The following is a 24,690-nucleotide window of genomic DNA, read 5'->3' as shown; positions in this document are numbered from 1 at the left end:
AGCGTTCACAAGCTCCGGAGCATCATCAGCGCTTCCTGCAACTGCTTGTGCCCTTGACGTTCAGTCAGACGTGGAAACTTACCCTGGATCATGACGAGTTGACCGTTGCGAGTCAGCATGAGTTTTCGTTCTTTAATTTCCACATCCGTAATGCCTGCATGAGATGCTGCCAAACGGATCGCAGCGCAGGTGAGTAGGTTCTGCACCGCGTGGGGCAGCTTATCGCCAAACTGGTCACGCCATTGGCTCTCCAGTTCATCGAGTTCCTTGCGCGTCATCACTTCGCCTAACTGACGATAAGCCGTAATGCGCAAGCGAGTGTCTTCGATGAAGGCATTCGGCAGGAAGGCGGGCGTCGCCCCTTGAGCCGCCTGCACCATGAGAGCTTCGGATTGCACCAGAAAATCGGCCCGCAGCGCCACCTCGATCGGCCGCGCCACTCGCCGCCCCTGCATCTTATTCACGGCCTGTTTGAGCATCTGGCAATACATATCGAAACCGACCGCCGCAATGTGCCCGCTCTGCTCGGTGCCCAGCAAGTTCCCCGCGCCACGAATCTCCAGGTCTCGCAGAGCGATCTTAAACCCGCTGCCCAAGCCTGCGTATTGTTTGATGGCATTCACGCGCTTGCGTGCATCGCCCGCCGTCACCGCATCCCGAGGTAGCAGCAGATACGCATGGGCTTGCTGCCCACCACGCCCTACGCGACCACGTAGCTGATACAGATCCGCTAGGCCAAACCGGTCTGCTCGATCAATGATGATAGTATTGGCATTCGGGATGTCCACACCGCTCTCAATGATCGTGGTGCAGACCAAGACATCTGCCCGGCCATCCACAAAGGTGTGCATGACATCTTCCAGCAATTCCTCATCCATCTGCCCGTGGCCAATGATCACCTTGGCCCTAGGACACAGCTCACGGATGCGCTGTGCCATCTTTTCAATCGTCATGACGCGGTTGTGCAAAAAGAAGATCTGACCACCACGATCCAATTCCGCATCCACCGCCTGTTTGATCACCCGTTCATCATACGGACAGATCAAGGTTTGAACCGCTTGTTTGTTAGGTGGCGGTGTTTCAATGGTGCTCATGTCACGCATCCCCATGAGCGCCAAATACAGCGTGCGGGGGATAGGTGTGGCGCTCAGCGTCAACACATCCACAAACCGGAACAGTTCCTTGAACCGCTCTTTGTGCTTCACGCCGAAGCGCTGCTCTTCATCAATCACGACGAGGCCGAGATCTTTAAAGCGCACGTCTTTCGAAATGACTCGATGCGTGCCGACCACGATGTCCACCTGACCCTCGCGGATGCCTTCGACGATTTTCTTTTCGTTCTTTTTCGGGGTTAATCGGCAAAGCATTTCCACCGTCACTGGGAACTCGCTCATGCGCTCGCGGATGTTGCTCCAGTGCTGCCGTGCCAGCACCGTCGTGGGCACCAGAATCGCCACCTGTTTGCCGCCCATCACTGCTTTGAAGGCGGCTCGGATCGCCACTTCCGTTTTACCGAATCCCACATCCGCACAGAGCAGACGGTCCATGGGTTTTTCAGACTCCATGTCCTGCTTGATGTCCTCCACGCAGCGGAGTTGATCCGGTGTCTCGCGATAAAGGAAGGAGTTCTCAAACTCCATCTGCCACTTGCTATCTGGAGGAAAAGCGAAGCCTGTGACGCTCTGCCGCTCCGCACTGATAGTCAGCATCTTGGCGGCAAATTCCTCGACACTCTTCTCCGCGCTCTTGCGGGTCTTTTGCCAGGAGGCACCACCTAGCTTACTCAGTGCAGGGGCTTTTCCACCCACACCGACATAGCGAGTGACCATGTGCGCCTGTGCCACCGGCACGAAGAATTTCGCCTCCTCCGCATAGTGCAGCACCAGCACCTCCTCACGCCGACCACCGGGGCTGATGCGTGTGGATACACCGCCGTAACGTGCGATGCCGTGATCTGAATGCACCACCAGATCGCCATCGCGTAACTCACGCAAGACATCACGGGCTTTACGCAGGGTTTCAGGATCATCGAGCTTCGATCCCCGCACGCGCCGCGTGTACTGATGTCGGCCAAAGATTTCGGCTCCTGTAAGCACGGCCAACTTGGCCGAGGGAATCGTGAAACCACGATACAAAAGGCCTAACAAAGCCTCTGGAGCCTTCACCGTCAGGGTCGAGGCCAATTCGGCAAACCGTTCCTTCTCCGCTTCATTATGGAAGAAGATCACCGTGCGCCAGCGCTGCCCCTGCCACTCTTTCAATTGCAGCTGGAACTGCTTTCGACGCGCCTCATGCAGCACGAAGTCAGAGGCATCGAACACCCCCAGCGGATTCTCGTGAATGGCCGTGGAAAAATCCTCCAGATCATCTCCTGGCGCAGCCCCAGCCACAATGCGTGCATCGCAGCGTGGCGCAAGTTCATCCCCGATGACGAGAACCAGATCCTCCGGCTGGAGATAATCCGACACCCGACCATCTTCAGCCGCAGATTCACTGATTTGAAGAATGACTCCCGCACGCTCCATGCGTCGGATCGAGGCCTGATGATGAATGTCAAAGGCACGAATGGACTCGATCTCGTCATCGAAGAACTCCAGGCGCAGAGGTTCCTCCGCCTGCCAGGAAAAGAAATCCACGATGCCGCCGCGCCGAGCATACTGGCCGCGCTCCATCACTACCGGCACCCGCTCATAGCCCGCCGCATCCAGTTCCTCTAGAAAGGCCTCGACGTCCACCTTGCCCCCGACCTCCAGCGTGCGGCGCTGATTTTCGATCTCCTTCGCCGCCGGCACGGTCTCTTCCAAGCTATCGGCACAAATCAAAAGCGCCGAAGGGCAATCCGGACCGTGCTCACGCCAACGGCTGAGGATGGACACCCGCTCCGCGAGAGCATCTGGGTCCGGCAACACGTCCAGTGCAGGGGCGCTGTGACGGGGGAAGTAGAGCGTCGGACACTGCCAGACGAGCAGCTCGGAGTGGAGCTGATCCTGCGTGCGCACATCGGGGCATAAAACCCACATTCGTTTGCCCGGCTGAGTCTCGGCCAGATGCGCCAGCACGAGCGCGAGCGCAAAGGCCCGTGCCTCAGGGGTCACATGATCCAAGACCATTTCCTGACCGGAGCCGAGAGCCTTGAGCCTTTGTCGAAACTCCTTTTGCTCCAGCACCGTGGCCACGAGAGCGTGCACCTCCTTCCTCTCCGCGCGGGCTGGGGGGAGAGGCGAACGCTTTTTGACGGCCTGCTTGCGTGCCGTCTTCTTAGCCGGGGCTAGATCTGACACAGGGAACTGCGGGAAGATAACGTCTCCCAGCTCAAGCAGGGCGCAGAATATGCATTCCTGCAATCTCTCTGTGAATTGACTTCACAAGCTGCATGAACTTCCACCGAGTCGGCGTTAGCTTCCCTGATCATGAGTGCGCCACCCCCCGAAAAAACACCCACCGCTGCAGCCACTCTGTGGACGGAGCTGAAGGCCGTGTTGGATCTGGTGCTGGATTTTTCGTTCAAGCACTTCGTCACTCCGCACCTCATCCGCATTCTTTACGCGCTCACCCTGCTGGCAGCCACGCTAGCCGCCCTCACCTGGATGTTCAGCGGCTTCCGCTCCAGCTTTCTCTATGGGCTTTTCACACTGGTCACCGGGCCGGTGGCATTTGTGCTGTATGTGCTCACGGCGCGGGTCGCCATGGAAGTCATCCTGGCCATCTTTCAGATCGCCGAAAAGATCCGCAAAGAGTGAAAATGCAGGCGGCTGAAAAACGCTGCTGACATAGGGTTGTCAGTGCCCTGCGCCACTCTGGCCGGGTGATGCTTTCCTTCCTCGTCTTCGGTCGCCGAGCCCACCTCCTGCCCCCGATTGAACCCACCCTGCCGGAACCTGTCCCCATGCCCGAATCGCCCCCCGCCGCCCCTGCCCTAAAAGACTGGTTTGACCGTGCCCGGTATGAGCACATTGCGGATGAACTCAGCGTTCTTCACCCTCGCTTTGATCGGCAGCGCTTTCTCAAAATCTCTCTCCAGGGATTGAACGAACTCAGCCTGATGCAGCGCCTGCGGCGGATGACCGAGAGTCTGCATGCCACGCTACCTGCGGACTATCTTCAAACTCTCGATTTGCTGCGGGGTCTGGCACCTCACATCAATCACAACTTCGTCAGTCTCGTCCTGCCTGACTATGTGGGTCAGTATGGCTTGGATCACTTCGATGCCTCCCTGGCTGCGCTGAAGGACTTCACCGTCTATGGCTCCTCGGAGTTCGCCATCCGTGAGTATCTGCGTCGAGATCTGAAACGCACCCTGAAGGTCATGAGGACCTGGAGCCAAGATGAACACGAAGGTGTGCGGCGGCTCGCCAGTGAGGGCTGCCGCCCACGGCTCCCTTGGTCATTCCGGCTGGAGGCGCTGATTGCCGATCCCTCCCCGGTGATGCCCATCTTAGAAAACCTCAAGGCCGACAAGAGTCTCTACGTCCGCAAGTCCGTCGCCAATCATCTCAACGACATCACCAAAGATCACCCCGACTGGATGCTGGATCGTGTGGAGGCTTGGTCCTTGGAAAACCCACACACAGCTTGGATCGTCCGTCACGCCCTGCGCACCTTGATCAAAAAAGGTGATCCACGTGCCTTAGCCATCATCGGCGCGGGGGAGAAAGCGAAGGTCAAAGTGACGGACTTCTCGCTTTCACCCACACACATTCAGTTAGGCCAAAAGATCCAGTTTACACTTAATCTCCAGTCACTCTCCAATCAAAGCCAGCGCCTCGTCGTGGATTATGCCATTCATTACGTCAAAAAGAGTGGCAGTGTGTCCGCCAAGGTTTTCAAGTGGAAGGAACTCACCCTGCCCGCTGATGCGTCGATTTCACTCACGCGACAGCAGATGATCAAGGACTTCACCACCCGCGTGCATCATGCCGGACATCATGAGGTGGAGATCCTGATCAATGGTGAGTCTTTGGCGAGGAGTGGGTTTGATCTGGTGAAGTGAAGCGATTTCAGATCAGGCTCCAGGTTTCCCCAACGATAGTCCGATTGATGCCATCCCCCTCATTGGGCAGCTTGGTTTCCTGCATCCTCCGGTAATTCAGACCAGGCCTTCTAGCCCAACGGGCTTGCGTCATTCAGCCCGGGGTTGGCACAACCCCGGGTTGTTAGAAACAATGCACCCAGATTAGAGACGAAGCCTGAAAGGGTTCCGTCTAGGGCGGTCAGACCCCCAATATGGAGCGGTTCCATCAACCATGGACGGAACCACCGTTGGGGTTCACCTCTGACTCGTATGTTTTTCATCAAGCATCCCAGGGTTCCAAGAACCCAGGGCTCAATAACGCCAACCCTTTGGGTTTGTAATCACAGCTTGGCGTTCTCCTGCCTTTTGATAACGAGTTCACTTACACCTCAAAATAAACCCTCGGCCGTTGACCAGCCGAGGGTTTACTGAGCGACTCAAGAGTCGAGATCTATCGCCACATCATTGGATGCCCAGGTAATACAGCAGGGTTTCGTCAATGATACCGGTGGGTTCCAGACCATTGTCTGCCTGGAAGTTAGCGATGGCCAAACGGGACATCGGGCCGATATCACCGTCCAGGGGGCCACCATAGTAACCCAGATCCGCCAGGGCTTCCTGCACGGCGTAGTCCAGCGAATTGACGGCTGAATAACGCAGGCTCAGATAGGTAGAAGGCACCGAACTCAGCGAGCTGTAATAATACACGCCGGGAGTTTCATAGTAGTAACCCATGTTCGGCGGCCCGAAATACCAGCCATAGCCCCGGTAGCCGTTGCCTTGGCACAGACGGTAATGATGGTGCGGGTAGCTATGGAAGATCGAATGCCGACTTAACCCCGAGAAGCGAGAGGAGTCATGGTAGTGCCAGTGACTACGCCCTGAAGAATGCCTCACCGAAGAAGGGCGGTTAAAGAAGGATGGACGGCTATGAACTTCGGAGTGACGTGAGCTCAAGCTATCCGAAGGGCGGCTCGGACGAGGAGACACCGAGGAAGGAATCGAAGGCCGGGATGGAATCGACGGACGCGTCACGATACTAGGACGGCTGCTACCTGAGGAACTTCCCGGAGAGGATGGAGGACGCACTGAGGGGATGGAGGGCCGTGAAGGGATGCTCGGACGCGTCACTGTGCCGCCGGGACGACTGCTCGGGGAGGAGCTACCCGACGGTGGCCGCACCGAAGGAATGGAGGGCCGTGAGGGAATGCTAGGCCGCTGGGGGCTGCTGCTCGGTCTCACCGAAGGCGTGGAGGGACGCTGCGGAATCGAAGGCCTGCTGGAGGAAGGAATGGATGGACGAGACGACGATGACGGACGGGATGAACTGGACGGGCGCTCACGTTCACGCTCACGTCGAGTATCCCGGGAATCCGCTTGGGTCACCAAAGGCATACCGACCACTGACAGCGCCAGGAAAGCCGCACCGAGGCCCCGGCGGCTGGGGGAGAAGTTGGGTTTCATAACATTGTATCTGACGCACCACCTCCGCCCCTATTCATTCATAAGATAAAATTTCTTTCCCACGCGAGGACATCTTTACCGTGCAACTTGCACCAGCATCTTGCGGCATTCTTCCCAGGGCACCTCATGGGGTTGACGTTTCGTCGTTGCGGCGATCGCCGCCGCTACACCTGCGGCCTCGCCCATCGCCACAGCATTGCCTGTCACTCGATAACTGGCATGTGCCACAAAGTCACCACTGATGCAGCGGCCTGCCATCATGAGACCATCCACATCCTTAGCGATGAGTGCCCGCAGAGGGATGTCATAAGGCGTGAACTTTTTCACACCCCCACGCTCGATCGTCAGCTCATCATTGGCCTTCTTCGTGCGGGCATGGATATCAACCCCGAAGGTCACCCGAGCCACCGCATCCTCATGCCGGGCACTGCTCATCAGATCCTCTCTGGTCACGGTATACCGGCCATGAATACGCCGACCATCGCGCACGCCGATTTGCTCTGCCGTGGCAACCACTTGCAAGCCCTCCCACACACCGCCGAGCTTCCGCAGTGCACGCACAATGTCGAAGACTTCCTTGCGTGCACGCACCGTAGCCGCCGTCATGGCATCGGCATCGTCCGGTCTCACGCCATACTCATGGTTCAGCATGAGTAGCACGATGTTATCGCGCACGTGAAAGATCGTCGGCATGCCGTAGGAGGGGTCCAATCCGGCACGCTTTATCTCCGCTTTGAAGTTCTCCGTGGCTTTCACATGCCAGTTGAGATCCCCTTCATAAAAGGAGATGTAGGACTGCATCTGCGTCACATCACTCACCACCGCGAGAGCATTCATGGTTAGCGGCTGGCAAAGGCATTGCGGGGCTTTATCCTGCCCCATCTCGCCCAGATCCCAACTGCACCCGGCCAAGTTCCCCAGGACACCATCGCCTGTGGTATCAATGAATACCGGAGCCCGCCAGGCCTCGCGCCCCGAGCGCGACTCTGTGATGATGGTGGTCAGTTGCCGCCCTTCCCGATAAGCCGCCACCAGACGCGTGTGTAGCCGGAAGCTGACGCCGGCCTCCGCGCAGAGATCCTCCAGCAGCAGTTTCATCTCATCCGGCTCATACACAAACTTGCTGGCACTCGTGCCACGCCGCGCACCACGCTCCTCCAGCAGACGATTCAGCTCCCGTGTGAAGCCGGGTTTATCGAAGTCAAAGATCCACGTCAGCAACCCTGCAGTCCACACCCCACCGAGACAGCCATTGGCTTCAAACAACCGCACCTTGGCCCCTGCACGTGCAGCTGAGATCGCGGCGGCCACTCCCGCAGGGCCGGCACCACAGACGATCACATCCGCATCCTGCACCAGCGGCACCTGACGCCCCGGTTCATCGAAAAGAGGCGCCTCAGCGGCAGCCGCCGCCTCCTCAGCACCACTGGCAGACGTCCAGGCTGCGGCAGGCAGCAAACCTGGACCCGCCAAGGCAGCACGTAGGAAATGACGACGCGAAAACGGGGATTTGGAAGAACTCATGGCAGGATTGAGAAACGGTTGTTTGAAAGAATCGTAACCCCAGACAACATTTCGACCGGAACATCCGCACAAAAATAGCACGATTGTAACATGGCATACCAACCCGCCACCTCCCCCTCCGAGTGGCCGAAGTGGATTCAGCGATTGCTGAATCGCGGTTGGCCCACCCGTGTGTACCTCGCCGTTGAGAGTCGCAGCGGCTTCCCCGCTCATGAAAGCCCACGCTTCTCTCTCTGTCTGGCTGGCACCGGCCAATACACCGTGCTCAGGCAGCAGAAGCGCCAGATCATTACGCTCAAGCGTGGGGATGCCATCGTTGCCGCGCCCGGAGCTCACATGGAACCGCATCGCCCCTCGCGTTACTTAGCGTTAGGCCTTGTCTTCACCCCCTCCATGACGAGGCTGCTCTTAGCCAAGCAATCTCGAGGTCGTCATCGCTTCCTCCAAGCTCATCACGACAGCACTGTTCTCGATTCGGACGGGCATCACTTTTTCGAAGCCCTTTATCACCGTGACTCTGCACCCCCAGAGGATTTGGCTGCACGACGTCTGGTGGAGTTGCTCTTGCTCAAGAGCGCTGACATCGCCAGCCGGACTGACATCACCAAGCAGGCCACGCGCAAAGGCCATTTCACCTGGCAGGCCGCCTGTCAGTTTTTGGAGGATCACCTGCATCAGCCTTTGGGGCGTCAAGAAGTCGCCGATTTTCTCCACATCCATCCCAATCACGTCTCCCGTCTCTTTCACGAATTCAGCGAGCGCTCGTTTCAAGATCACCTTCTGCATGCCCGCCTACGCCGCGCGCGCTCCCTCATGGCGGATCCCTCTCTGAACATCACCGACATCGCCCACGCCTGCGGTTTTCGAGATGCCAATTATTTCATTCGTTGTTACCGCCGAGTCACGGGGGAGACGCCTGGGAGACAGCGAACGCGCAATAACTCGACTTGGTAATCCACTGAGTTCCCCTCTCGGGGACATTTGATAAAACCACGTTGGATCAAAGGCGCGATACCCTTCACCACCGGCTGAGTCGATCTCCTGCTTTCGGGAGTCCCTCGTTGTGTGGCTGACTCAAACCCACATCTACCTTCTTACCATGAAACATCTGCTGTATTCCTGCCTGCTGGCCTTTGCCTTGATGACCACCACCTCTGCTCTTGCCGATGACAAGAAAGAAGGCGGCAAGGTCGAGATCGAAAAAACAGACCTTGTCGATACCGGCACCTACCAAGGCACCGCTCACAAAGTCGATCCTGAAGAAGAGGAGATCTATGTCAAAACCGATGATGGCAAGATCCTGGAACTCTACCTGAAGAAGACGACTGAGATCACCAAAGGCTCTGAAAAAGTAGCCTTCGATGCCTTAAAAGAAGGCCAGAAGCTGGAAGTCCAGGTCGAAAACAAAGGCAAAAAACTGAAGCCTATCGCGGTGAAGATCATCGAATAATCCGCCTTACCGCGCCGATCACATCGCCCCCCTTCACCCCGGCTTCGCTTCATGGCAAGCCGGGGTGAAATTTTGTGCATGGCCTCAACGTCACAACGCTGTCTCCCCAGGACCTGAGTGCTTCCACACGAAGGCACTTGGAAGTTTCTCCATCTGGCTAAAGTATGGGCATGAAGATCGAACCGCTCGCCCGACTGGAACGCCATGCGAAAAGGCTGGGGGAAATCGCGGCTGTGCTGGGCAAGTATGGGCTGGCCGATCTGTTTGGCGGCTTCGATTACCCGTGGCTGAACAAGCGCCTGCTCAGTGCTGATGGCCAGGTCTTATCCGATCTGACCACACCCGCACGGGTGCGCCTGGCTCTCACGGAGTTGGGCACCACGTTCATCAAGCTCGGACAGATGCTCAGTACCCGCCCCGACCTCGTCGGTGCGCAGATGGCGGCGGAACTGGCCGAGCTGCAAGCGAATGTGCCCGCTGAGCCGGTGGAGATCGCTCGGGCGATCATCCTCGCGGATTTGGGACAGCCGGTTGAAGAATTGTTTGGCGAGTTCGATGAGGTGCCTCTTGCAGCGGCTTCGATCGCTCAGGTGTATGCGGCTCGTCTGCATACGGGTGAGCGTGTTGTGGTCAAGGTCCGGCGTGGCGGCATCGAGGCCAAGAGCACCACGGATCTGGAGATCGTCCAAGCCATGGCGGAGTTGCTGGAAAAGCATTCCCCGAGCCTACGCCCGTATCAGCCAGTCGCCATCGTGCGTCAGTTTCGTAAAGCCCTGCTGCGGGAGATGGACTTCACGTATGAGAAGCGAAACATCGAGGAGTTCACGCGCAACTTTGAGGATGAACCCGAGGTGCGCATTCCCCAAGTGTATGGAGATCTCTGCTCGCATCAGATCATCACCATGGAGCGGCTGGAAGGCATCTCCGGCACGGATATCGAGGGCCTGCGTGCCTCGGGAGAAAACTTGGCCGAGTTCGCACGACGCGGGGCGAACATGTATCTAGAAATGGTCTTTCGGGATGGTTTCTATCATGCCGATCCGCACCCAGGAAACCTGATGCTACTGCCGGGATGCATCGTCGGCGTCATTGATTGCGGTCAAGTGGGGCGCATCGATGACGAACTGCGGGATGAGGTGGAGGCGCTGCTGCTGGCCATTGTCGAAAATGACTCCACTCAAGTCACGGAACAAGTGCTGCGGTTAGGGGCCGTGCCGCCAGACTTCAACCGTGAACGCCTGCGCTCGGATCTGGACGAGTTCATGGCGGACTTCATCGGCCATCCGCTCCGCGACATCAATGTGGGGCATGCATTGACCTCCCTCATTGAGATCATCCGGCGTTATCACATTACCCTCCCGCCTCCGCTGGCGGTGCTGCTGAAAACCATCATCGTGCTGGAAGGCACGAGTCGGCGCTTCAGTCCTGATATCAGTCTGGCCGAGCTCATCCAACCCTTCTGTCAGCGCATGATCCTACGGCGCTTTTCCCCGTCTCGCATGATGCGCCGCGCCCGCCGCACGTATCGAGATTGGGATCGCCTCATCACCGTGCTGCCGCGGGATCTGGCGGACCTGATGTCGCGCTTCCGCGATGGTACCCTCACGGTGCATCTAGATCATCGGCACCTGGACCCGATCATCAACCGCCTCGTGTTCGGTGTGCTCACCGCCGCCATCTTCCTAGGCTCCAGCCAGCTTTGGAGCAGCGCCGCCCCACCGCTTCTGTGGGGAATCTCCATCTTCGGTGCGCTTGGCTACATGGTCAGCGTTTATCTGGGCTGGAGACTGATGCGCGCGATCCGGAAATCGGGGAATATTGACTCGAAGGATTGATCGAGAGCCTCAGACTTCAACTCCCCAGCCCCTCATGCAGGGACTGCGCCGAGTCAGGCGGCACAGCTTCACAACACATCCCTATTCAAGGATTTGAATCGACTGAGCGTTTAAAACCAAAAGCTCAGGATTAGATCCCGGAGCCACGATCCCGCTTACGACGACGCTGCTGAGGGGTTTGAGACCATGGACATTTTCGAGCGGTTCTTTGAGTACTTTACCTTGAGCGTCTACCACTTGAATGGTTGCCGTTCCTACTTTGATGACTTCAGAGGTATCGCAGCAGGCATCCCAAGGAGTCGGGCAGCCATCGTCAGGGTTTTTATTGCAAGGTGTGATCTTGTCAGGATCTCCAAGAATAAAAGCTGCACGTCCTTCAACAAAAGGTTTTAAATTCCCCATGATACGCCCTTTCAAGGTCAGTGAATCCCCTGGCTTTGCCGTCAAGCGTGCTTGATGAATCGCTTCGGCTTGTTGACTCGGGGTCGTTGAGAAGACGGCCTCCAAGGCAGGACTTGTTGGAGCTACGGCTGCATTCGATGGTTTGTTTTTACCGCATGAGCTCAGAAGAACAGAGCTGCCCACGAGACTGGCGATGAAGATCAGTTTAAAAGGAATCATAGTATTTAGGGGTTAGTTTAGGTGTTGGTTCGATGGAGTTGGAATGATGGGTCAAATTTATTTTGTTAGGCCTGATCAGGAGGATCTTAAAGCCGTTCCCAGTAAGGGCTTCAGACAGCGAATGGCGGGAGGAAGGGCCCCGAGAACTCCCAACAAGAACCCGGTCAATATTCCCACGAAACTCACCAGAGGGCTCACCTCCAAAACCACGGCCCCGATAGAGAATGGAACGGTCTTCCCCTCCAACAAGAATAAGGCAATGAAGGAGGCCAACAGCGTTCCTGTCAGGCAAGCCAGAAGACTTTCCTGAATCAGCGAGAATAACAAAGTGGTTCGACCAAATCCGATGGCTTGAAGTGTGGCCATCTCACGAACTCGCGAAGCGAAGGCCGCATAAAGGGTATTCACCCCACCAAAAACAGCTCCCACAGCAATGAGAATGACAGTGACCCAAATCATGCCTCGCACAGGGCGAAAAAAAGCTGTGATATGGGCATAGTATTCACTCTCTCGTAAGGCGTTCAGTTCGAGATCCAATCTCTGCTTAGTGAACAACTCGGCCTCACTGAAGTCCTCAGGATCCTCAAGCCGCAAAACGACACACGAGAGGGAGTCACGCTTTGCCAATACTCGCAGATCACTCAATGGCATCCAGATCTCAGACTCCATGACTGTCCCCGGGGCAGCAAAGACACCGCTGATTGAGAATTTCAGATCATCAATCTCTAGGGTCTGGCCTGGTTCAAGATTGTGGCTGGGAACATTGAGCTTTCGCCATGCCAACCGTCCCACCATGACCTGCCCTGAAGCGGGAAATCCTCCGGATAAAAGCCTCACTTCTGGATGGGTGCGGAAAGAGACAGGCGTCACCCCTCGCAAAAGTGCCTGTGCACGGTTGTTACCGGTAACAGTGACATAACTCATGTGCTGAATTTCACTCGAAACGGCCCGGACACCGAGTTCCTCAGAAATGCCTGAGATCACGGCTCCAGCGATCCCTGCACTCTTTTCAGGCACCTCACTCCTCTGAATACTTTCTTCCGATCCTGTGCCCACTAAGATCACGTTATGGACTGACCCCGAAGCTGAGAGCATACGTGTCATGCCCTCATTGATCGAAACCGCCGTCATCACCAGTAACACGACCAGAAAGCTCCCTCCTACAGTTTGTAGCAACCGCATCTTCGAGCGGAAAAGATTCCGCACGGCATAAGTAAAAGGTAGCATGGGTCAAGAACGAAGGTTTTTCACAATGGACTGGGTCATCGTCTGCCAAGCTGGCCAGAATGACGCCAAGAGTCCCAGGACAAGCGCCGCTGAAATGCCGATCAGAGCCACGCTCCCATCGGGACGCACGGCTAGAGTCTGACCTTCATTGCCGAAGGTAAAGCTCTGCCAGCGGAGAAAGACGATAGCGACGCCGACCCCTAACACACCGCCGACGAGTCCCAATAACCCGCCCTCGCTTACGACCAAGCAGCCGATCGCCCGACCAGGGTAACCAAGAGTGCGTAAAACCGCATTCTCTTTGACCCGTCCTCTCACAATCAGCAGAAGTGCATTGGCCACAAGTGCTGCAACAGCCAAGACTGCCCCAAATCCCAACCAACGTGTAAAGCGAATAAGCTCGATGAGTTCAGAGGCCGTCTCTGCAAAAAATGCTTTTTCAGGTCTCGTATCGGTAGGCTGCTCATCCGACTTAAAACGGTCATCAATCGCTTGTGCGACTCCCGTCAGATCATCCGCATGATGCACACGAACATTGAATTGAGTCACCACGCCGAGTCCCGCTCGACTGGCCTGCTGTAAGAACGGCAATTTGACGTAAGCCACGTTATTATCCTGAACAAACGGTGAGCGAATTACCCCAGCCACCGTGATCGTCACCCCGGCTGCATCAAATTTATCACCCGCCTTGAGACCACGCCTAGCAGCAAAAACTTCTCCCAGTAATGCCCCATCATCACGTTTTGCCCAGTCATCGAGACTCCCTGTGATGAGTTGAATTTCGGGCGCAAAAGAGAGGAGCAACGCCTCAGGGACACCTCGGAAGGTGATAACGTCCAAAGATGCTCCACAGTTGTTGACCACGATTTGGACCGGGATCACCTCTCGCACCCCAGAGATACCTCGTATTTCGTTGGCGTAATACTCTGGTAGCCGACTAGTCGCCGGGCAAAAACGATTTTGTCGATAAACCACGAGGACCGTATCGGCAGCCGTCGTTTGAGTCGCTTGAGCTAAAGAACGCTGCAGCGTCTCAACCGCAGTGAACAGAAACATGCCCGAAGCAACCCCCAGAATCGTAAAAACAGAGCGAACACGATGCCTAACCATCTGTTTACCCGCCAAATGAAGTAAGTTGAAGAAAGGTCTCATACTGTGGTGCAGAGCTGCCCTTTTTCCAAATGGAGAGTTCGGTTGGCTGCCTCAGCAGCACGCGGATCATGAGTCACCATGACAATGGTCTTCCCGTGTTCACGGGACAATCTGCCTAACAACCCTAAAATACGGTTCGCAGATTCTTTATCCAAATCCCCTGTGGGTTCATCAGCCACGAGGAGCGGAGGATCCCCCACCAACGCACGTGCAATGGCCACGCGCTGCTCCTGCCCCCCTGAAAGCTCGGAGGGAAGATGATGAAGCCTATCCCCGAGACCGACGAGCTCTAGCACAGCACGCACCCGCGCATGACGCTCTTTTTTAGAGAGCTGCGACAACAGCAATGGCAACTCCACATTTTCGAAAGCGGTCAGAACGGGGACAAGATGGTAGAGCTGGAAAATGTAGCCCACGTTTTTAGCCCGCCAGCGTGTGAGGTCGCGACGAGAAAGCCCCATCAACTCCGTTTCTGCGATGATCAGAGAACCCTCGCTCGGGGAATCAATACCCGACAGTAAATTCAAGAGTGTGGTTTTACCTGAGCCCGACGGTCCCATCAGGGCCAAAAACTCTCCCTTCGCCACGGAAAAGCTCAACTTCTCAAGGGGGGTCACAACCGTCTTACCTTTCTGATAGCTTTTCGAGATGCCTTGGCATCGGATCATAAGTTCATTCATGGCTTGATAGGTTGAGGGTTCACGCGTTGGCCATCACGCCAGTCGCCTCGAGAAAGCACAACCCACTCCCCAGCGAGGAGCCCTTCAGTGATGCTTTGATAACCGTCACGAAATTGCCCCGAACGAGTCACAGTCCTTGCGGTGATCTTTCGTGTTTCAGGGTCACAAACCCATACTTGATCTCCATGCAGTGCATCGGCAGGCACCCAGAGTGAGAGTGCCGATGAAGCACCCGGAAGAGAGGTTGCCTCTCCGCTGAGCGGTTTCCCTTCTGTTAGAAACTCCACCCGGCACAGCATCTCCGGTCTTAACTGATCAGCCGGCGCTTTGATATGGACTTTAGCTTGCAGCGTGTTCCGCTGAAGATCTGCTTCTCCATTGATGCGCAAGACTTCTCCTTCAAAGACCACATTACTCAGCATGCTTGTGTGAATGCGGGCCTTTTGCCCCACTCGCAGATGCGCAGCGTCTGATAACGGCACATCCACGCGTGCCTGTAATTTTTCCGGTTCATAAAGAATGCACACGGTTGAGCTATCCGGATGGTCCATTCCGAGCATTTTTTTATCTCCAGGAGCAGCCATCAGACGCAGAACACGCCCCTTTACAGGAGCTCTCACCTGCGTCCGCCGAAGTGCTAACTTCGCTTGATCCACAGCCACAGCCGCGAGGGCAATCTCATCGTTTTTAGACTGTGTTTCCAATTCCATACGTCGCACTTCAGCTGCGGCTTCTGCTTCTTTAGCTTTCGCAGCTAGATGAAGCGATTTTTCCCTCTCAAGTCGAAAGCGCCCAGAGACATAATCGGATTGTGAAATGGCACTCGTTTTCACCACTCGATCCAAGCGTGCCAGTTGATCTTCAGCGTCTGCGGCCATGGCCTGAGCCGCGGCCACTTCTTGCACCGTCACTTGACGCTTTTGCTTCATGGTATCCACCGCCGCCAAATGAACCTCTCGAGCGGAGGTTAACAAAGTGTGCCGTCTCTCCGCAGCGGAGAGCACTAAGCGTGCATCTTCATCAACCAGAGAAACCAGCAACTGATCTTTTTCTACATCCTGACCTTCGAGCACTTCCACGGTAGCAATGACGCCGTCCGTGAGAGCCGTCACTTTGATCGGGTAAGGATCAGGCTCGATCCAACCACTGGCCTGAAATAGTACCGCCTCGGCAGGCTGAGCGATTGCATGACCGCTCTTGGTGGTGGCCGCTTCTTCAGTGACAAGCACGGGAGCGATCTTCACATGGGCAGCGGGTAAAAGGCGGTCCTGAAAAAGGACTGCAAAAAACAGGGCAAAGCCCACAAAGATGCTCGCCGGCAGCACCCAGGCGGGCATCCGACGTGGATGAGACTCAACATGAGACTCAGGAGGGGACAGGAAGTCCAAAGAAGGTGAGGACACGAATCATGAAAGATAAAAGTTTGATAAGAAGTCCGTCTCTCAAGACACGGACATGGATGACCCGTTAGGTCATAGCGAAAGGCTTTTCGCAGGTATCAAACCGTCCACACTCTCAACAATGCCTGACGCCTCACGAGTATCGGCGGTATCCTCTCTGAGGACGAAACCCCGTTTGCATCTCCCACTCCATCCTGTAATACGGGCAGACTAACTTCACTGAAGAAGAATGAGATGACCACCGTAAAGACGGGCTCTGGCAGTCTCTCAAACACAGCAGGGGCTGTGGATTTTGAAAGTTTACTGACGTCTGTGCAGCAATGCTTATCAAGCTCTCGTCCTTCACGATCTGAGTGGCATTGACGGCAGCACGAAGCCACTCTGGGACCGCATGACTCTGCACCGCTGAGCACAATTTGGTTTTGCACCAAGCATCGCTGCAAAGGAGCTGCTTGCAGCGAAGCTAAAGCTCCGAAGCACAACAACAGGATGGCAGACAGCAACCGATGCATGACGTAAGTATAACTTACGCTACAGCTTAAAAATGTCAAAAAAATCGCCCAGTCTTAACTTGCGGCATCTCCTGCAATCTTCTTTTCACAACCCCGCAGGGTGCCGCATGACATAACCTTTCGAGGGTCGTGACCGGGAGGACCAGCGCGGGCCTTTGCGCTCACCGTTGTAACCGGTATCCAGGCGCATGCCCGCTACGATGATGAAGGCGTGTCCATCCTTGGAGAAGACGGTGATGTGCTTGCCCGGGCCGGGTTTGCCAAAGCTCCGCAGGCTGCTGGAGGTGCCGGGGGTATCGAGCAAACCAGCCGAGTGAAGGACATAAGACACCGTGCCGGAGCAATCGTAACCCGTATCCTCAAAGGAGCGGTGCCCTCCGCCAAACTTATAGGGCTTACCGGCGATGCGATTGCCGGCACTGATGGCACGCATCACTTGAGGCGGGAGCCCGGCAGGCGGCACGGCTTTTCCGCCGACCAGCACGGCCGTTTTTCCCCGTGAATACTCATAATCCCAGGTCTTGGGACTGGAGCCGCAACTGGCCAGGACGAAACATCCGGCGACGGCGAGGAGGCGCATGCATAGGCTGGGGGGCATCCCCCATGCTATCCTCAGGGAGAGCTTTCTCGCAAGCATTGTATCGCTCCCGCTCCGCGCTATGGTGGGGAGAAACATGCGGATCTCTGAGATTTTTTATTCCGTGCAAGGCGAAGGCTCCCTCACCGGCGTGCCGTCCGTTTTCGTGCGCACCTCCGGCTGTAATTTACGCTGCACCTGGTGTGACACGCCTTATGCCTCATGGAAGCCGGAGGGCCCTGAGATGCCGACGGCTGAAATCATGGCGGAAGTGCTGCGCCATCCCGCCCGCCATGTCGTGGTCACCGGAGGAGAGCCGCTCATCGCCAAAGGCATCCACGAGCTGTTAGCCGCCTTTCACCAAGCCGGGAAGCACATCACCATCGAGACCGCAGGCACCATCCTGCCGGAGGGTATCCCCGTGGATCTGGCCTCCATCAGCCCGAAACTGGCCAACTCCACCCCCAGTGTCGAGAAAGCCGGTGCCGCCTGGGTGCAACGCCACGAACAAACCCGACTCCAGCCCGCTGTGTTGAAAGCCTGGTTGGAGCATGCACCGGACTATCAGCTGAAATTCGTGATTTCTTCCGAAGCGGATCTTCAGGAAGCGCAAACGGTCATCGACTCCATCGGCCTCCCTGTGCCACCGGAGAAAGTCCTGCTTATGCCGGAAGGCACCAGCATGGAGGCCATGCGCAGCCGTTACTCCCTGCTGGTGGCCGCCTGCCTGAGTCATGGCTACCGCCTCAGCCCGCGGCTGCACATCGAGCTGTTTGGTAACAAACGCGGCACCTGAAAAAACGCCTCCTTCAGGCGGCCACCTCCACGGCTCGAAAGAGCCTTCGCGTCTCTTCCTTTGCTTAGTGCCCGTGTCACGCCCATGGTGGCTTCCCTATGTCCTCTATCTTGACGGAACTCATCATCCTCATGGGCTTGCTCCTGCTCAATGGCGTCTTTGCCATGGCGGAGACGGCGCTGATTTCCGCCCGACGTCCGCGGCTGGAGATGCTGGTGCAGCAGGGACAGAAAAGTGCGCAGAGAGCCATCGAGCTGCAGACCGATCCCGGCGTCTTCCTTTCCACGGTGCAGGTGGGCATCACGCTGGTCGGCATCATTGCAGGTGCCGCCAGTGGAGCCGGCTTGGCACGCGAGTTGGAGCCCTGGGTCTCCGCCGTGCCGTGGCTAGGTCAGTGGGCTTCCTCGGTCAGCATGGTCATCGTCGTTTCCATCATCACCTTCCTGAGCGTGGTGGTGGGTGAGCTACTGCCGAAGCGCCTGGCCATTCATGCGCCGGAACGGTGGGCGTCCACCCTGGCCGGGCCGATGACTAAGCTCTCAACCCTGGCCTCCCCCATCGTGAGGTTGCTGGACTTTTCCAGTGATGCGCTAGTTCGGCTGTTCGGCGTGAACCCCGGCGCGGCGGAGGTGATGTCTGAGGATGAAGTGCGCGCCTCCATCATTCAAGGCCACCGTGCCGGAGCGCTCAAGAGCCACGAACGGGAGATGCTGGAGAGTGTCTTGGAACTGGATGATCTGACGGCGGCGGATCTCATGACGCCGAAGCCCCAGATCGTCTGGATCAACCTCGCCGATAGTCCTGAGGAAATCCGGCGACGGATGGTGGAAGGCGGGCACTCCTACTTCCCGGTCTATCAAGGCACGCGTGACGATGTGCTGGGCATGATCTCAGTGAAGACGCTGTGGAAGCAGAGTGAATCCGGCATGATCACCGATCTCCGTCCTCTCCTCATGACCCCTCTCTTCGTGCCGGAGTCCATGCCTGCGGCCAGGGTCATCGAACAGTTCCGTAAACACAACCGCCACCAGGCCCTGGTCATCGATGAATTCGGAGCCATGCAGGGCCTCATCACCCTCAATGACATGATGGAAGCCATCCTGGGCACCATGCCCGATGATCCCATGGAGACCGCCCCTGGAGGGCGGCGCCTCGATGACGGCTCTTGGCTGGTGGATGGCCAAGCGGAGATGGAAGATGTGGCTAAGCTCACCGGAGTGCCTCTCTCACCCACCTTCGATGACGATGACTACCGCACGCTGGCCGGCTTCGTCATGCACATGCTCGGCCATGTCCCTGCGGAGGGTGAACACTTCGACTGGCTCGACTTCAAAATCGAAGTGGCTGACATGGACCGCCATCGCATTGACAAGGTGCGCATCTGTCCCCCCTCCACCTAGAGGGTTAACGAGTTACCCGCGGAGACAACATCCCCACCAACAAGCGCTCCAGCACCACTTTCGAGTCGAGCTGGGTCGTCACCAGTTTGACGTTGGCTTCCAGGCAGGCTTCCAGGGCGGCATGCAGCTCATCCAGGGTGAACTTACCCGCTTCATTCAGCGCCAGAAAGAGCGGATAGGCATTGAAGCCCGTACCGTCTTTTTTCCGGGGCAGATGCGCCGTCGCACTGGGGGGCAGGGCGTCCAGACTGGAGGTGAAGCCGCTGTAGCTGGCCCGATTGATCTTGTGCTTCGTGGCTAGCTCTTTGACGACGAGCAGGCTGCGCACACGGGGGACAATGGCTCCGAGTAAAATACCGATGGCGTTTTGCCCCTGGTAAAGCAGCACCCCGAGAAGCTCCAGTGCACGCTGGAGATCACGCACGCCGATGGCATTACCGATCTCCCACACCACCCCGGCTCGGCTCAAGGAAACCAAGCCGCGAACGGTATTGATGCCGCAGCGGCGGCGCTCGCCGAGGTAGAGGTCGATCTTCTCGATTTCATTCTCCAGCTGACGGGTGTCATCCCCGGCCATCTGCACGAGGAGATCCAAGGCGCCGCTTTCGAAGGTCAACCCCAGTTGTTTGGCTTTTTGGGAGGCCTGAGCCAGCACGGCTCCCTCCCAGCCGGCTTTGCTGGTATCGGGTTTATCAAAGACTTCGATGGCCGCCAGCTTGCCGAGGCGCTTGTAGCTGTTACGTCGCTTGTCGATGCTGTTGGCACTCAGGACAAATTTCACATCGGGGCCGAGGCCTCCTTCCAGCACATCCAGCAGGTTCTCAAAGCCCTGCACCGCCGCCTGGGCTTTGCCGGTCTGCGTATCACCGAGGAAATTCGCCCCCTTCAGCCACACCACTTTGGCTCCACCAAAGAAGGGCATGGTCTGGAGAGCGAGGATGACATTGGAGCAGATCTGCCCGGCGTGCTCCGCGTTGTCGGCATTGCCCTCGATGATCTCATTGGCGAATTCATCCGCCCCAGGGGGCGTGAGGCGCTGCACCGTTTTCATGGCGGCCTCTTTCACCCGGGCATCATCCGTGCCCAGGATGACATGAATCGGGCCGGAGTCGGTGGCGGCAGCTTTCTTCGGAGGTGGCATGGACGAAAACAGACAGATGGAAAAGGAAAGACCAAGAAAAACCTGCGGCAACATCAGAAACGGCCGCAGATTCCTCATCAATAACGAATAAGATGGAACCAGCCACTTCCATCTTCCAACTCCCACGTTAAAGTAAGCCCGATGTCCGGACCAACCACACCCTCCTGGTGGCAGATTGCTCGCAATCTGTCACGGCAAGGGCGTTCTTGGCTGAAAGAAAATCTGGCAGATACGGGGTTGGACCCCCTGCCCATCCGACGCTGGTGGAGTACTTACACGCCGAAGCGGTTCAAATCAGACCTCAAGGCCGGCACCTCTGTGGCCTTGCTGGATATCCCGCAGAGCATGGCCTACGCCGCCATTGCAGGTCTGCCGTTGCAGTTTGGCACCACCTGCTCCGCGGTCGGGGGCATCATTGGGGCGTTGTTCATCAATTCCCGATTCACGGTGCTGGGGCCCTCGAATGCTACGGCCTTCATGATTTTCTCCTACTTCGCGGCGGACGCACACCTGGATCGGGTGGGGATGATGCCGCTCCTGGTCTTCATGGTCGGCACGCTGCTGCTTATCGGTTCTTTTCTCAAGGTGGCGGAACTGGCGCAATACATCAGCCGTGCAGTCATGGTGGCCTATGTCACCGGGGCGGCCCTGCTCATCATGGCCAATCAATCTGGGAATGTCCTGGGAATCTCCTCACGGGTGGAAACCGAGGATGGGCAGGTCTTCCAGCCACGCACCTTTCCCGGTATCGTCTGGCAGCTCTTAAAACGGCTCGACCAATGCCACTGGGAGAGCCTGACCATCGCCCTCCTCACCGCCGCCATCTACTGGGGCGTGCGCAAGTTCCGTCCCACCTGGCCGAGCCTCGTGCTGGCCCTGGTCGGCGCCTCCGTGGCCGGGCTGGGCATGAAATCCCTGAACCTGCATGTGCCGACCTTTCAGGATGCACAATTTACCTGGCTGGACCTGCTGCCCCCCTTTCCCGATTTTACCTCGCAGCGTTTCCTCTCGGACTTCAGCCGCCTGTTTGGCCTCGCGGTGGCCCTGGCCTTCCTCGCTACCCTGGAGTGCTCCTCCATGAGTAAGATGCTGGCGGGTCTCAAAGGCCTGCGGGTGGATGCTAACCAGGACATGTTTGGCCTCGGCATGGCCAATCTGAGCTGTGCCTACCTCAGCGGTATGCCCTGCTCCTGCTCGCTGACCCGCAGCGTGCTGAACTTCTCCAGCGGTGCCCGCACTCCGGTGGCGGCGATGATTAATGGCAGCGTCTGCCTCGTCGGAGCCCTCACGCTCGGCAGCGCCGTGGCCTACCTGCCGCGTGCCGCCCTGGCCATGCTCATCATCTGCGTGGTGGTCTCCATCATCCAGAAACGACACATCCTCATCTGCCTCCAAGCCACGGGGTCAGATGCGTTCACTTTCCTGCTCACCCTCGCCGCCACCTTGATGGTGCCCTTGCATGTGGCCATCTTCACCGGCGTCGGGGTTTCCCTCATGCTCTACCTGCGCAAGGCCAGCCGCCCCAGCCTCGTGGAGTATGAGTTCAACCAGGAAGGTCATCTGGCCGAAGCCAGCCAGGCGTGCGGCAAAACCCCGCCGTCTCCATCGTTCATGTCGAGGGCGAGTTGTTCTTTGGTGCGGCGGAGCTCTTCCGCACCCAGGTCCAGCAGGCCTGCGCCGACCCCAACCTGCGCATCATCATCCTGCGCCTGAAAAATGCCCGCCACATGGACGCCACCTCCGTCATGGCCCTGGAGGATCTGGTGAGAGCCCTGCGTGCAGATGGCCGTGACCTCCTCATCAGCGGCGTCATGAAGGACATCTACCGGGTGCTGCGGGACTCCGGGATGGTTGAGGTCATTGGCAAGGACAACCTCTTCCTGGCCAGCCCCAGCAACCCGAACGTGGCCACCCGCAATGCTCTCAAACGGGCGCAGCAACTCCTCGGCACCACCGAGGCCGACGTGAAAATCTTCTTCGATCCCACAAAGAAGAAGGAGGCGTAATGTCAGGCGAATTCTCCCGGCATGAACGGCATCCGCAAAGAGCATCTCCCCTCAAAAATGTGCCCGATTTGTAACCGCCCCTTTGCCTGGCGAAAAAAATGGGCCAAGAACTGGAATGAGGTTCGCTACTGTAGCGACGCCTGCCGACGCCATGCGAAGAGCTCCCACAGGCCGAGTTGACTCCGAGCACCGTATATTCCATAACGAATCATCGCATGAACGACCTGGAAAGACGCATCTTGGCCGCCCAAGGCTATGTGGAACTCGAACTCCATGAAGAAGCCCAGGTTGAGCTCAGCAAACTCCCCGCCTCAGCGGCCGACCGCGTGGACGTCATCGAGCTGCTCCTGCTTTGCCTCATGAAGGACCAACGCTGGCAGGAAGCCCTGGCCATGACCCGCAAGCTGTGCACCCTGGAGCCGGGCGAGCCGGGCGGCTTCATTCACGCCGCCTACTGCCTGCATGAGATGGGCCGCACCGCCGAGGCGCTGGACCTGCTGGACCGTGGTCCCGCCGCACTACGCACCAAGCCCGTCTATTATTATAACAAAGGCTGCTACCTTGCCTGCCTGGGGGAGGACGACAAGGCCCTGCCCCTGCTCAAACAATCCTTTGAAATGGATGGCAGCCTGCGCCGACATGCTCGCAAAGACCCCGACTTAGACCGCCTCCGCCCCCGACTGGAAATCACCTAACGATGCCCTCGATCTCTCTCACCGCTCACCAAGCCGTCACCTCCTGGTTTGAGGAAAATTTCCGCAGCCGTGGAGAGCTCGGGGCGTCGGTGTCCATCTGGCAGCATGGCGTGGAGGTGCTATCCCTTTCCCACGGCTGGTGTGACCGGCAGTGCACCCGCCCCTGGGATGCGGAGACGCTTGCCCCGGTTTTCTCCGCCACGAAGGCCCCTGCTGCCCTCTGCTGTCTCATGGCACTGGAAGAGGCGAATCTGCCGCTGGACTGCCCCGTGGCCGAGGTCTGGCCCGAGTTCGTCGGCGGGGGAAAATCCACCATGCACTTCGCGCACCTGCTCTCTCACACGGCCGGGCTCTGCGCCCTCGATGAGCGGGTGCCCATCTTCAATTACGAGGAAGTCATCGCCGCGCTGGAAAAACAAGTGCCGCTCTGGGAACCCGGCACTCGCCAGGGCTACCACGCCCGCACCTTTGGTTTCCTCATGGACGAAGTCGTCCGCCGCATCACCGGAGTGGACTCCCTGGGCGAATACTTCCGCGAAACCCTCGGCAGCCCGCTCGGTCTGGACTTCTGGATCGGCCTGCCCAGCGCCCAATGGGAGCGTGTCTCCCCGATGTATCCGGGGAAGCTCAGCATCGCCAATAGTGATCAGCCTTTCCTAAAAGCCTTCAACACCTCAGGCAGTCTTACTCAGCGCACCTTCACCAGCCCGCTAGGCGTCAATGCCGTCAGCGAGTATAACCAATCTTCCTTCTGGTCCCACGGTTACGCCAGCATGGGCGGCGTAGGCAGTGCCCGGGGCCTGGGTAAATTCTACGCCATGCTGGCCCAAGGCGGCACCTGGAACGGCGTCCGTTACGTCTCCGAATCCATCCTGCGTCAGTTCAGCCACACTCTCTCGCAGGAAGACGACAGCGTATTGATCACGCCCATCGCCTTCGCCGCCGGTGTCATGCAGGACCCACTGGACCCCGATCCCCGCACCGACGGCGGCAAAATGCGCCAGCACTACGGCCCCAGCCTCACCGCCTACGGTCACCCCGGCGCAGGCGGCTGCCTCGCCTTTGCTGATCCTGAAAACGGCATCTCCCTCGCCTACGTCATGAACCAGATGGAAGTCGGTGCGCTCCCCGGTCCCAAGGTACTGGGCATGGTGGAGAGCCTGTATGGGATGTGACGAAAAATACACACACGCGGGCTG

Annotated in this window: 23 protein-coding genes; 13 read left to right on the top strand and 10 right to left on the bottom strand. The window is 57.6% G+C overall.

All coding sequences use genetic code 11. The annotated features are described in order from the left end of the window. Nucleotides 1-5: 5 nt before the first annotated feature. Nucleotides 6-3,281 carry a transcription-repair coupling factor gene (gene mfd, locus B5D61_RS01905; RefSeq protein ID WP_245846427.1) on the bottom strand — a complete coding sequence of 1,092 codons (3,276 nt, stop codon included), beginning with the start codon at nt 3,279-3,281 and terminating at the stop codon, nt 6-8. A gap of 129 nt (nt 3,282-3,410) precedes the next feature. Between mfd and B5D61_RS01900 the strand changes: the two genes are divergently transcribed. Both B5D61_RS01900 and B5D61_RS01895 read left to right on the top strand, forming a co-directional pair. Continuing rightward, nucleotides 3,411-3,740, top strand: a complete 330-nt coding sequence (locus B5D61_RS01900) for a DUF4282 domain-containing protein (RefSeq protein WP_078811596.1) — start codon at nt 3,411-3,413, stop codon at nt 3,738-3,740. Between the two features lie 146 nt (nt 3,741-3,886). Further along, nucleotides 3,887-4,990, top strand: a complete 1,104-nt coding sequence (locus B5D61_RS01895; protein ID WP_078811726.1) for a DNA alkylation repair protein — start codon at nt 3,887-3,889, stop codon at nt 4,988-4,990. A gap of 483 nt (nt 4,991-5,473) precedes the next feature. Here the strand turns inward: B5D61_RS01895 and B5D61_RS26585 are convergent, their stop codons facing one another. After that, nucleotides 5,474-6,001 (bottom strand): peptidoglycan-binding domain-containing protein, encoded by a 528-nt coding sequence (locus tag B5D61_RS26585; protein ID WP_217698874.1) that lies wholly within the window; start codon nt 5,999-6,001, stop codon nt 5,474-5,476. A gap of 106 nt (nt 6,002-6,107) precedes the next feature. Here B5D61_RS26585 and B5D61_RS01885 point away from each other — a divergent pair, with 106 nt between their 5' ends. Further along, nucleotides 6,108-6,524 (top strand): hypothetical protein, encoded by a 417-nt coding sequence (locus B5D61_RS01885; protein WP_078811594.1) that lies wholly within the window; start codon nt 6,108-6,110, stop codon nt 6,522-6,524. Nucleotides 6,525-6,550: 26 nt separating this feature from the next. Here the strand turns inward: B5D61_RS01885 and B5D61_RS01880 are convergent, their stop codons facing one another. Then, nucleotides 6,551-7,999, bottom strand: a complete 1,449-nt coding sequence (locus tag B5D61_RS01880; RefSeq protein WP_078811593.1) for an FAD-dependent oxidoreductase — start codon at nt 7,997-7,999, stop codon at nt 6,551-6,553. Between the two features lie 90 nt (nt 8,000-8,089). On the opposite strand from B5D61_RS01880, the gene B5D61_RS01875 reads away from it, so the two are divergent. From B5D61_RS01875 to B5D61_RS01865, 3 genes are all read left to right on the top strand, one after another. Beyond that, entirely contained in the window at nt 8,090-8,953 is an 864-nt protein-coding gene (locus tag B5D61_RS01875) for a helix-turn-helix transcriptional regulator (protein WP_078811592.1), read from the top strand. A 145-nt stretch (nt 8,954-9,098) separates the two neighbouring features. Further along, nucleotides 9,099-9,449, top strand: a complete 351-nt coding sequence (locus B5D61_RS01870) for a hypothetical protein (protein WP_217698873.1) — start codon at nt 9,099-9,101, stop codon at nt 9,447-9,449. Between the two features lie 170 nt (nt 9,450-9,619). Beyond that, nucleotides 9,620-11,284, top strand: coding sequence for an ABC1 kinase family protein (locus B5D61_RS01865; RefSeq protein ID WP_176159170.1), 1,665 nt, complete (start codon nt 9,620-9,622; stop codon nt 11,282-11,284). Nucleotides 11,285-11,365: 81 nt separating this feature from the next. On the opposite strand, the gene B5D61_RS01860 is transcribed toward B5D61_RS01865, so the two are convergent. The 6 genes from B5D61_RS01860 to B5D61_RS01835 form a co-directional block, all read right to left on the bottom strand. Next, nucleotides 11,366-11,905, bottom strand: coding sequence for a hypothetical protein (locus B5D61_RS01860; RefSeq protein ID WP_078811590.1), 540 nt, complete (start codon nt 11,903-11,905; stop codon nt 11,366-11,368). Nucleotides 11,906-11,980: 75 nt separating this feature from the next. Next, nucleotides 11,981-13,132, bottom strand: coding sequence for an ABC transporter permease (locus B5D61_RS01855; protein WP_078811589.1), 1,152 nt, complete (start codon nt 13,130-13,132; stop codon nt 11,981-11,983). A 3-nt stretch (nt 13,133-13,135) separates the two neighbouring features. After that, the gene (locus B5D61_RS01850) at nt 13,136-14,242 is read right to left on the bottom strand and encodes an ABC transporter permease (RefSeq protein WP_281251737.1); all 1,107 of its coding nucleotides are present in this window, start codon (nt 14,240-14,242) and stop codon (nt 13,136-13,138) included. A gap of 38 nt (nt 14,243-14,280) precedes the next feature. Next, on the bottom strand, nt 14,281-14,952 hold the full coding sequence (locus tag B5D61_RS01845) for an ABC transporter ATP-binding protein (RefSeq protein ID WP_245846424.1): 672 nt from the start codon (nt 14,950-14,952) through the stop codon (nt 14,281-14,283). 8 nt (nt 14,953-14,960) lie between these two features. Further along, nucleotides 14,961-16,367: an efflux RND transporter periplasmic adaptor subunit gene (locus B5D61_RS01840; RefSeq protein ID WP_139373002.1), complete on the bottom strand. Its 1,407-nt coding sequence runs from the start codon at nt 16,365-16,367 to the stop codon at nt 14,961-14,963. Nucleotides 16,368-16,961: 594 nt separating this feature from the next. Further along, nucleotides 16,962-17,456: an NlpC/P60 family protein gene (locus tag B5D61_RS01835; protein ID WP_078811585.1), complete on the bottom strand. Its 495-nt coding sequence runs from the start codon at nt 17,454-17,456 to the stop codon at nt 16,962-16,964. Between the two features lie 94 nt (nt 17,457-17,550). On the opposite strand from B5D61_RS01835, the gene B5D61_RS01830 reads away from it, so the two are divergent. Continuing rightward, entirely contained in the window at nt 17,551-18,249 is a 699-nt protein-coding gene (locus B5D61_RS01830; protein WP_078811584.1) for a 7-carboxy-7-deazaguanine synthase QueE, read from the top strand. 98 nt (nt 18,250-18,347) lie between these two features. Next, nucleotides 18,348-19,649 carry a hemolysin family protein gene (locus B5D61_RS01825; RefSeq protein ID WP_078811583.1) on the top strand — a complete coding sequence of 434 codons (1,302 nt, stop codon included), beginning with the start codon at nt 18,348-18,350 and terminating at the stop codon, nt 19,647-19,649. 4 nt (nt 19,650-19,653) lie between these two features. On the opposite strand, the gene holA is transcribed toward B5D61_RS01825, so the two are convergent. Beyond that, nucleotides 19,654-20,790 (bottom strand): DNA polymerase III subunit delta, encoded by a 1,137-nt coding sequence (gene holA, locus B5D61_RS01820; protein ID WP_176159169.1) that lies wholly within the window; start codon nt 20,788-20,790, stop codon nt 19,654-19,656. A gap of 141 nt (nt 20,791-20,931) precedes the next feature. Here holA and B5D61_RS01815 point away from each other — a divergent pair, with 141 nt between their 5' ends. The 5 genes from B5D61_RS01815 to B5D61_RS01795 are packed head-to-tail and all read left to right on the top strand — an operon-like array spanning nt 20,932 to nt 24,666. Then, nucleotides 20,932-22,503 (top strand): SulP family inorganic anion transporter, encoded by a 1,572-nt coding sequence (locus tag B5D61_RS01815; protein WP_078811581.1) that lies wholly within the window; start codon nt 20,932-20,934, stop codon nt 22,501-22,503. Continuing rightward, nucleotides 22,416-22,796, top strand: a complete 381-nt coding sequence (locus tag B5D61_RS26745) for a sodium-independent anion transporter (RefSeq protein ID WP_245846434.1) — start codon at nt 22,416-22,418, stop codon at nt 22,794-22,796. The genes B5D61_RS01815 and B5D61_RS26745 overlap by 88 nt, the downstream gene beginning before the upstream one ends. 21 nt (nt 22,797-22,817) lie before the next feature. Then, a complete protein-coding gene (locus B5D61_RS27040; RefSeq protein ID WP_176159168.1) occupies nt 22,818-22,976 on the top strand; it encodes a DUF2256 domain-containing protein in 159 nt (52 codons plus the stop codon). A gap of 35 nt (nt 22,977-23,011) precedes the next feature. Beyond that, on the top strand, nt 23,012-23,491 hold the full coding sequence (locus B5D61_RS01800; protein WP_078811579.1) for a TPR end-of-group domain-containing protein: 480 nt from the start codon (nt 23,012-23,014) through the stop codon (nt 23,489-23,491). 2 nt (nt 23,492-23,493) lie between these two features. Then, nucleotides 23,494-24,666 (top strand): serine hydrolase domain-containing protein, encoded by a 1,173-nt coding sequence (locus B5D61_RS01795; RefSeq protein ID WP_078811578.1) that lies wholly within the window; start codon nt 23,494-23,496, stop codon nt 24,664-24,666. The last annotated feature ends 24 nt before the right edge of the window (nt 24,667-24,690 follow it).

The sequence above is a fragment of the Prosthecobacter debontii genome, from assembly GCF_900167535.1.
Taxonomy (GTDB): domain Bacteria; phylum Verrucomicrobiota; class Verrucomicrobiia; order Verrucomicrobiales; family Verrucomicrobiaceae; genus Prosthecobacter; species Prosthecobacter debontii.
This window is presented reverse-complemented; position numbering and strand designations above follow the sequence as displayed.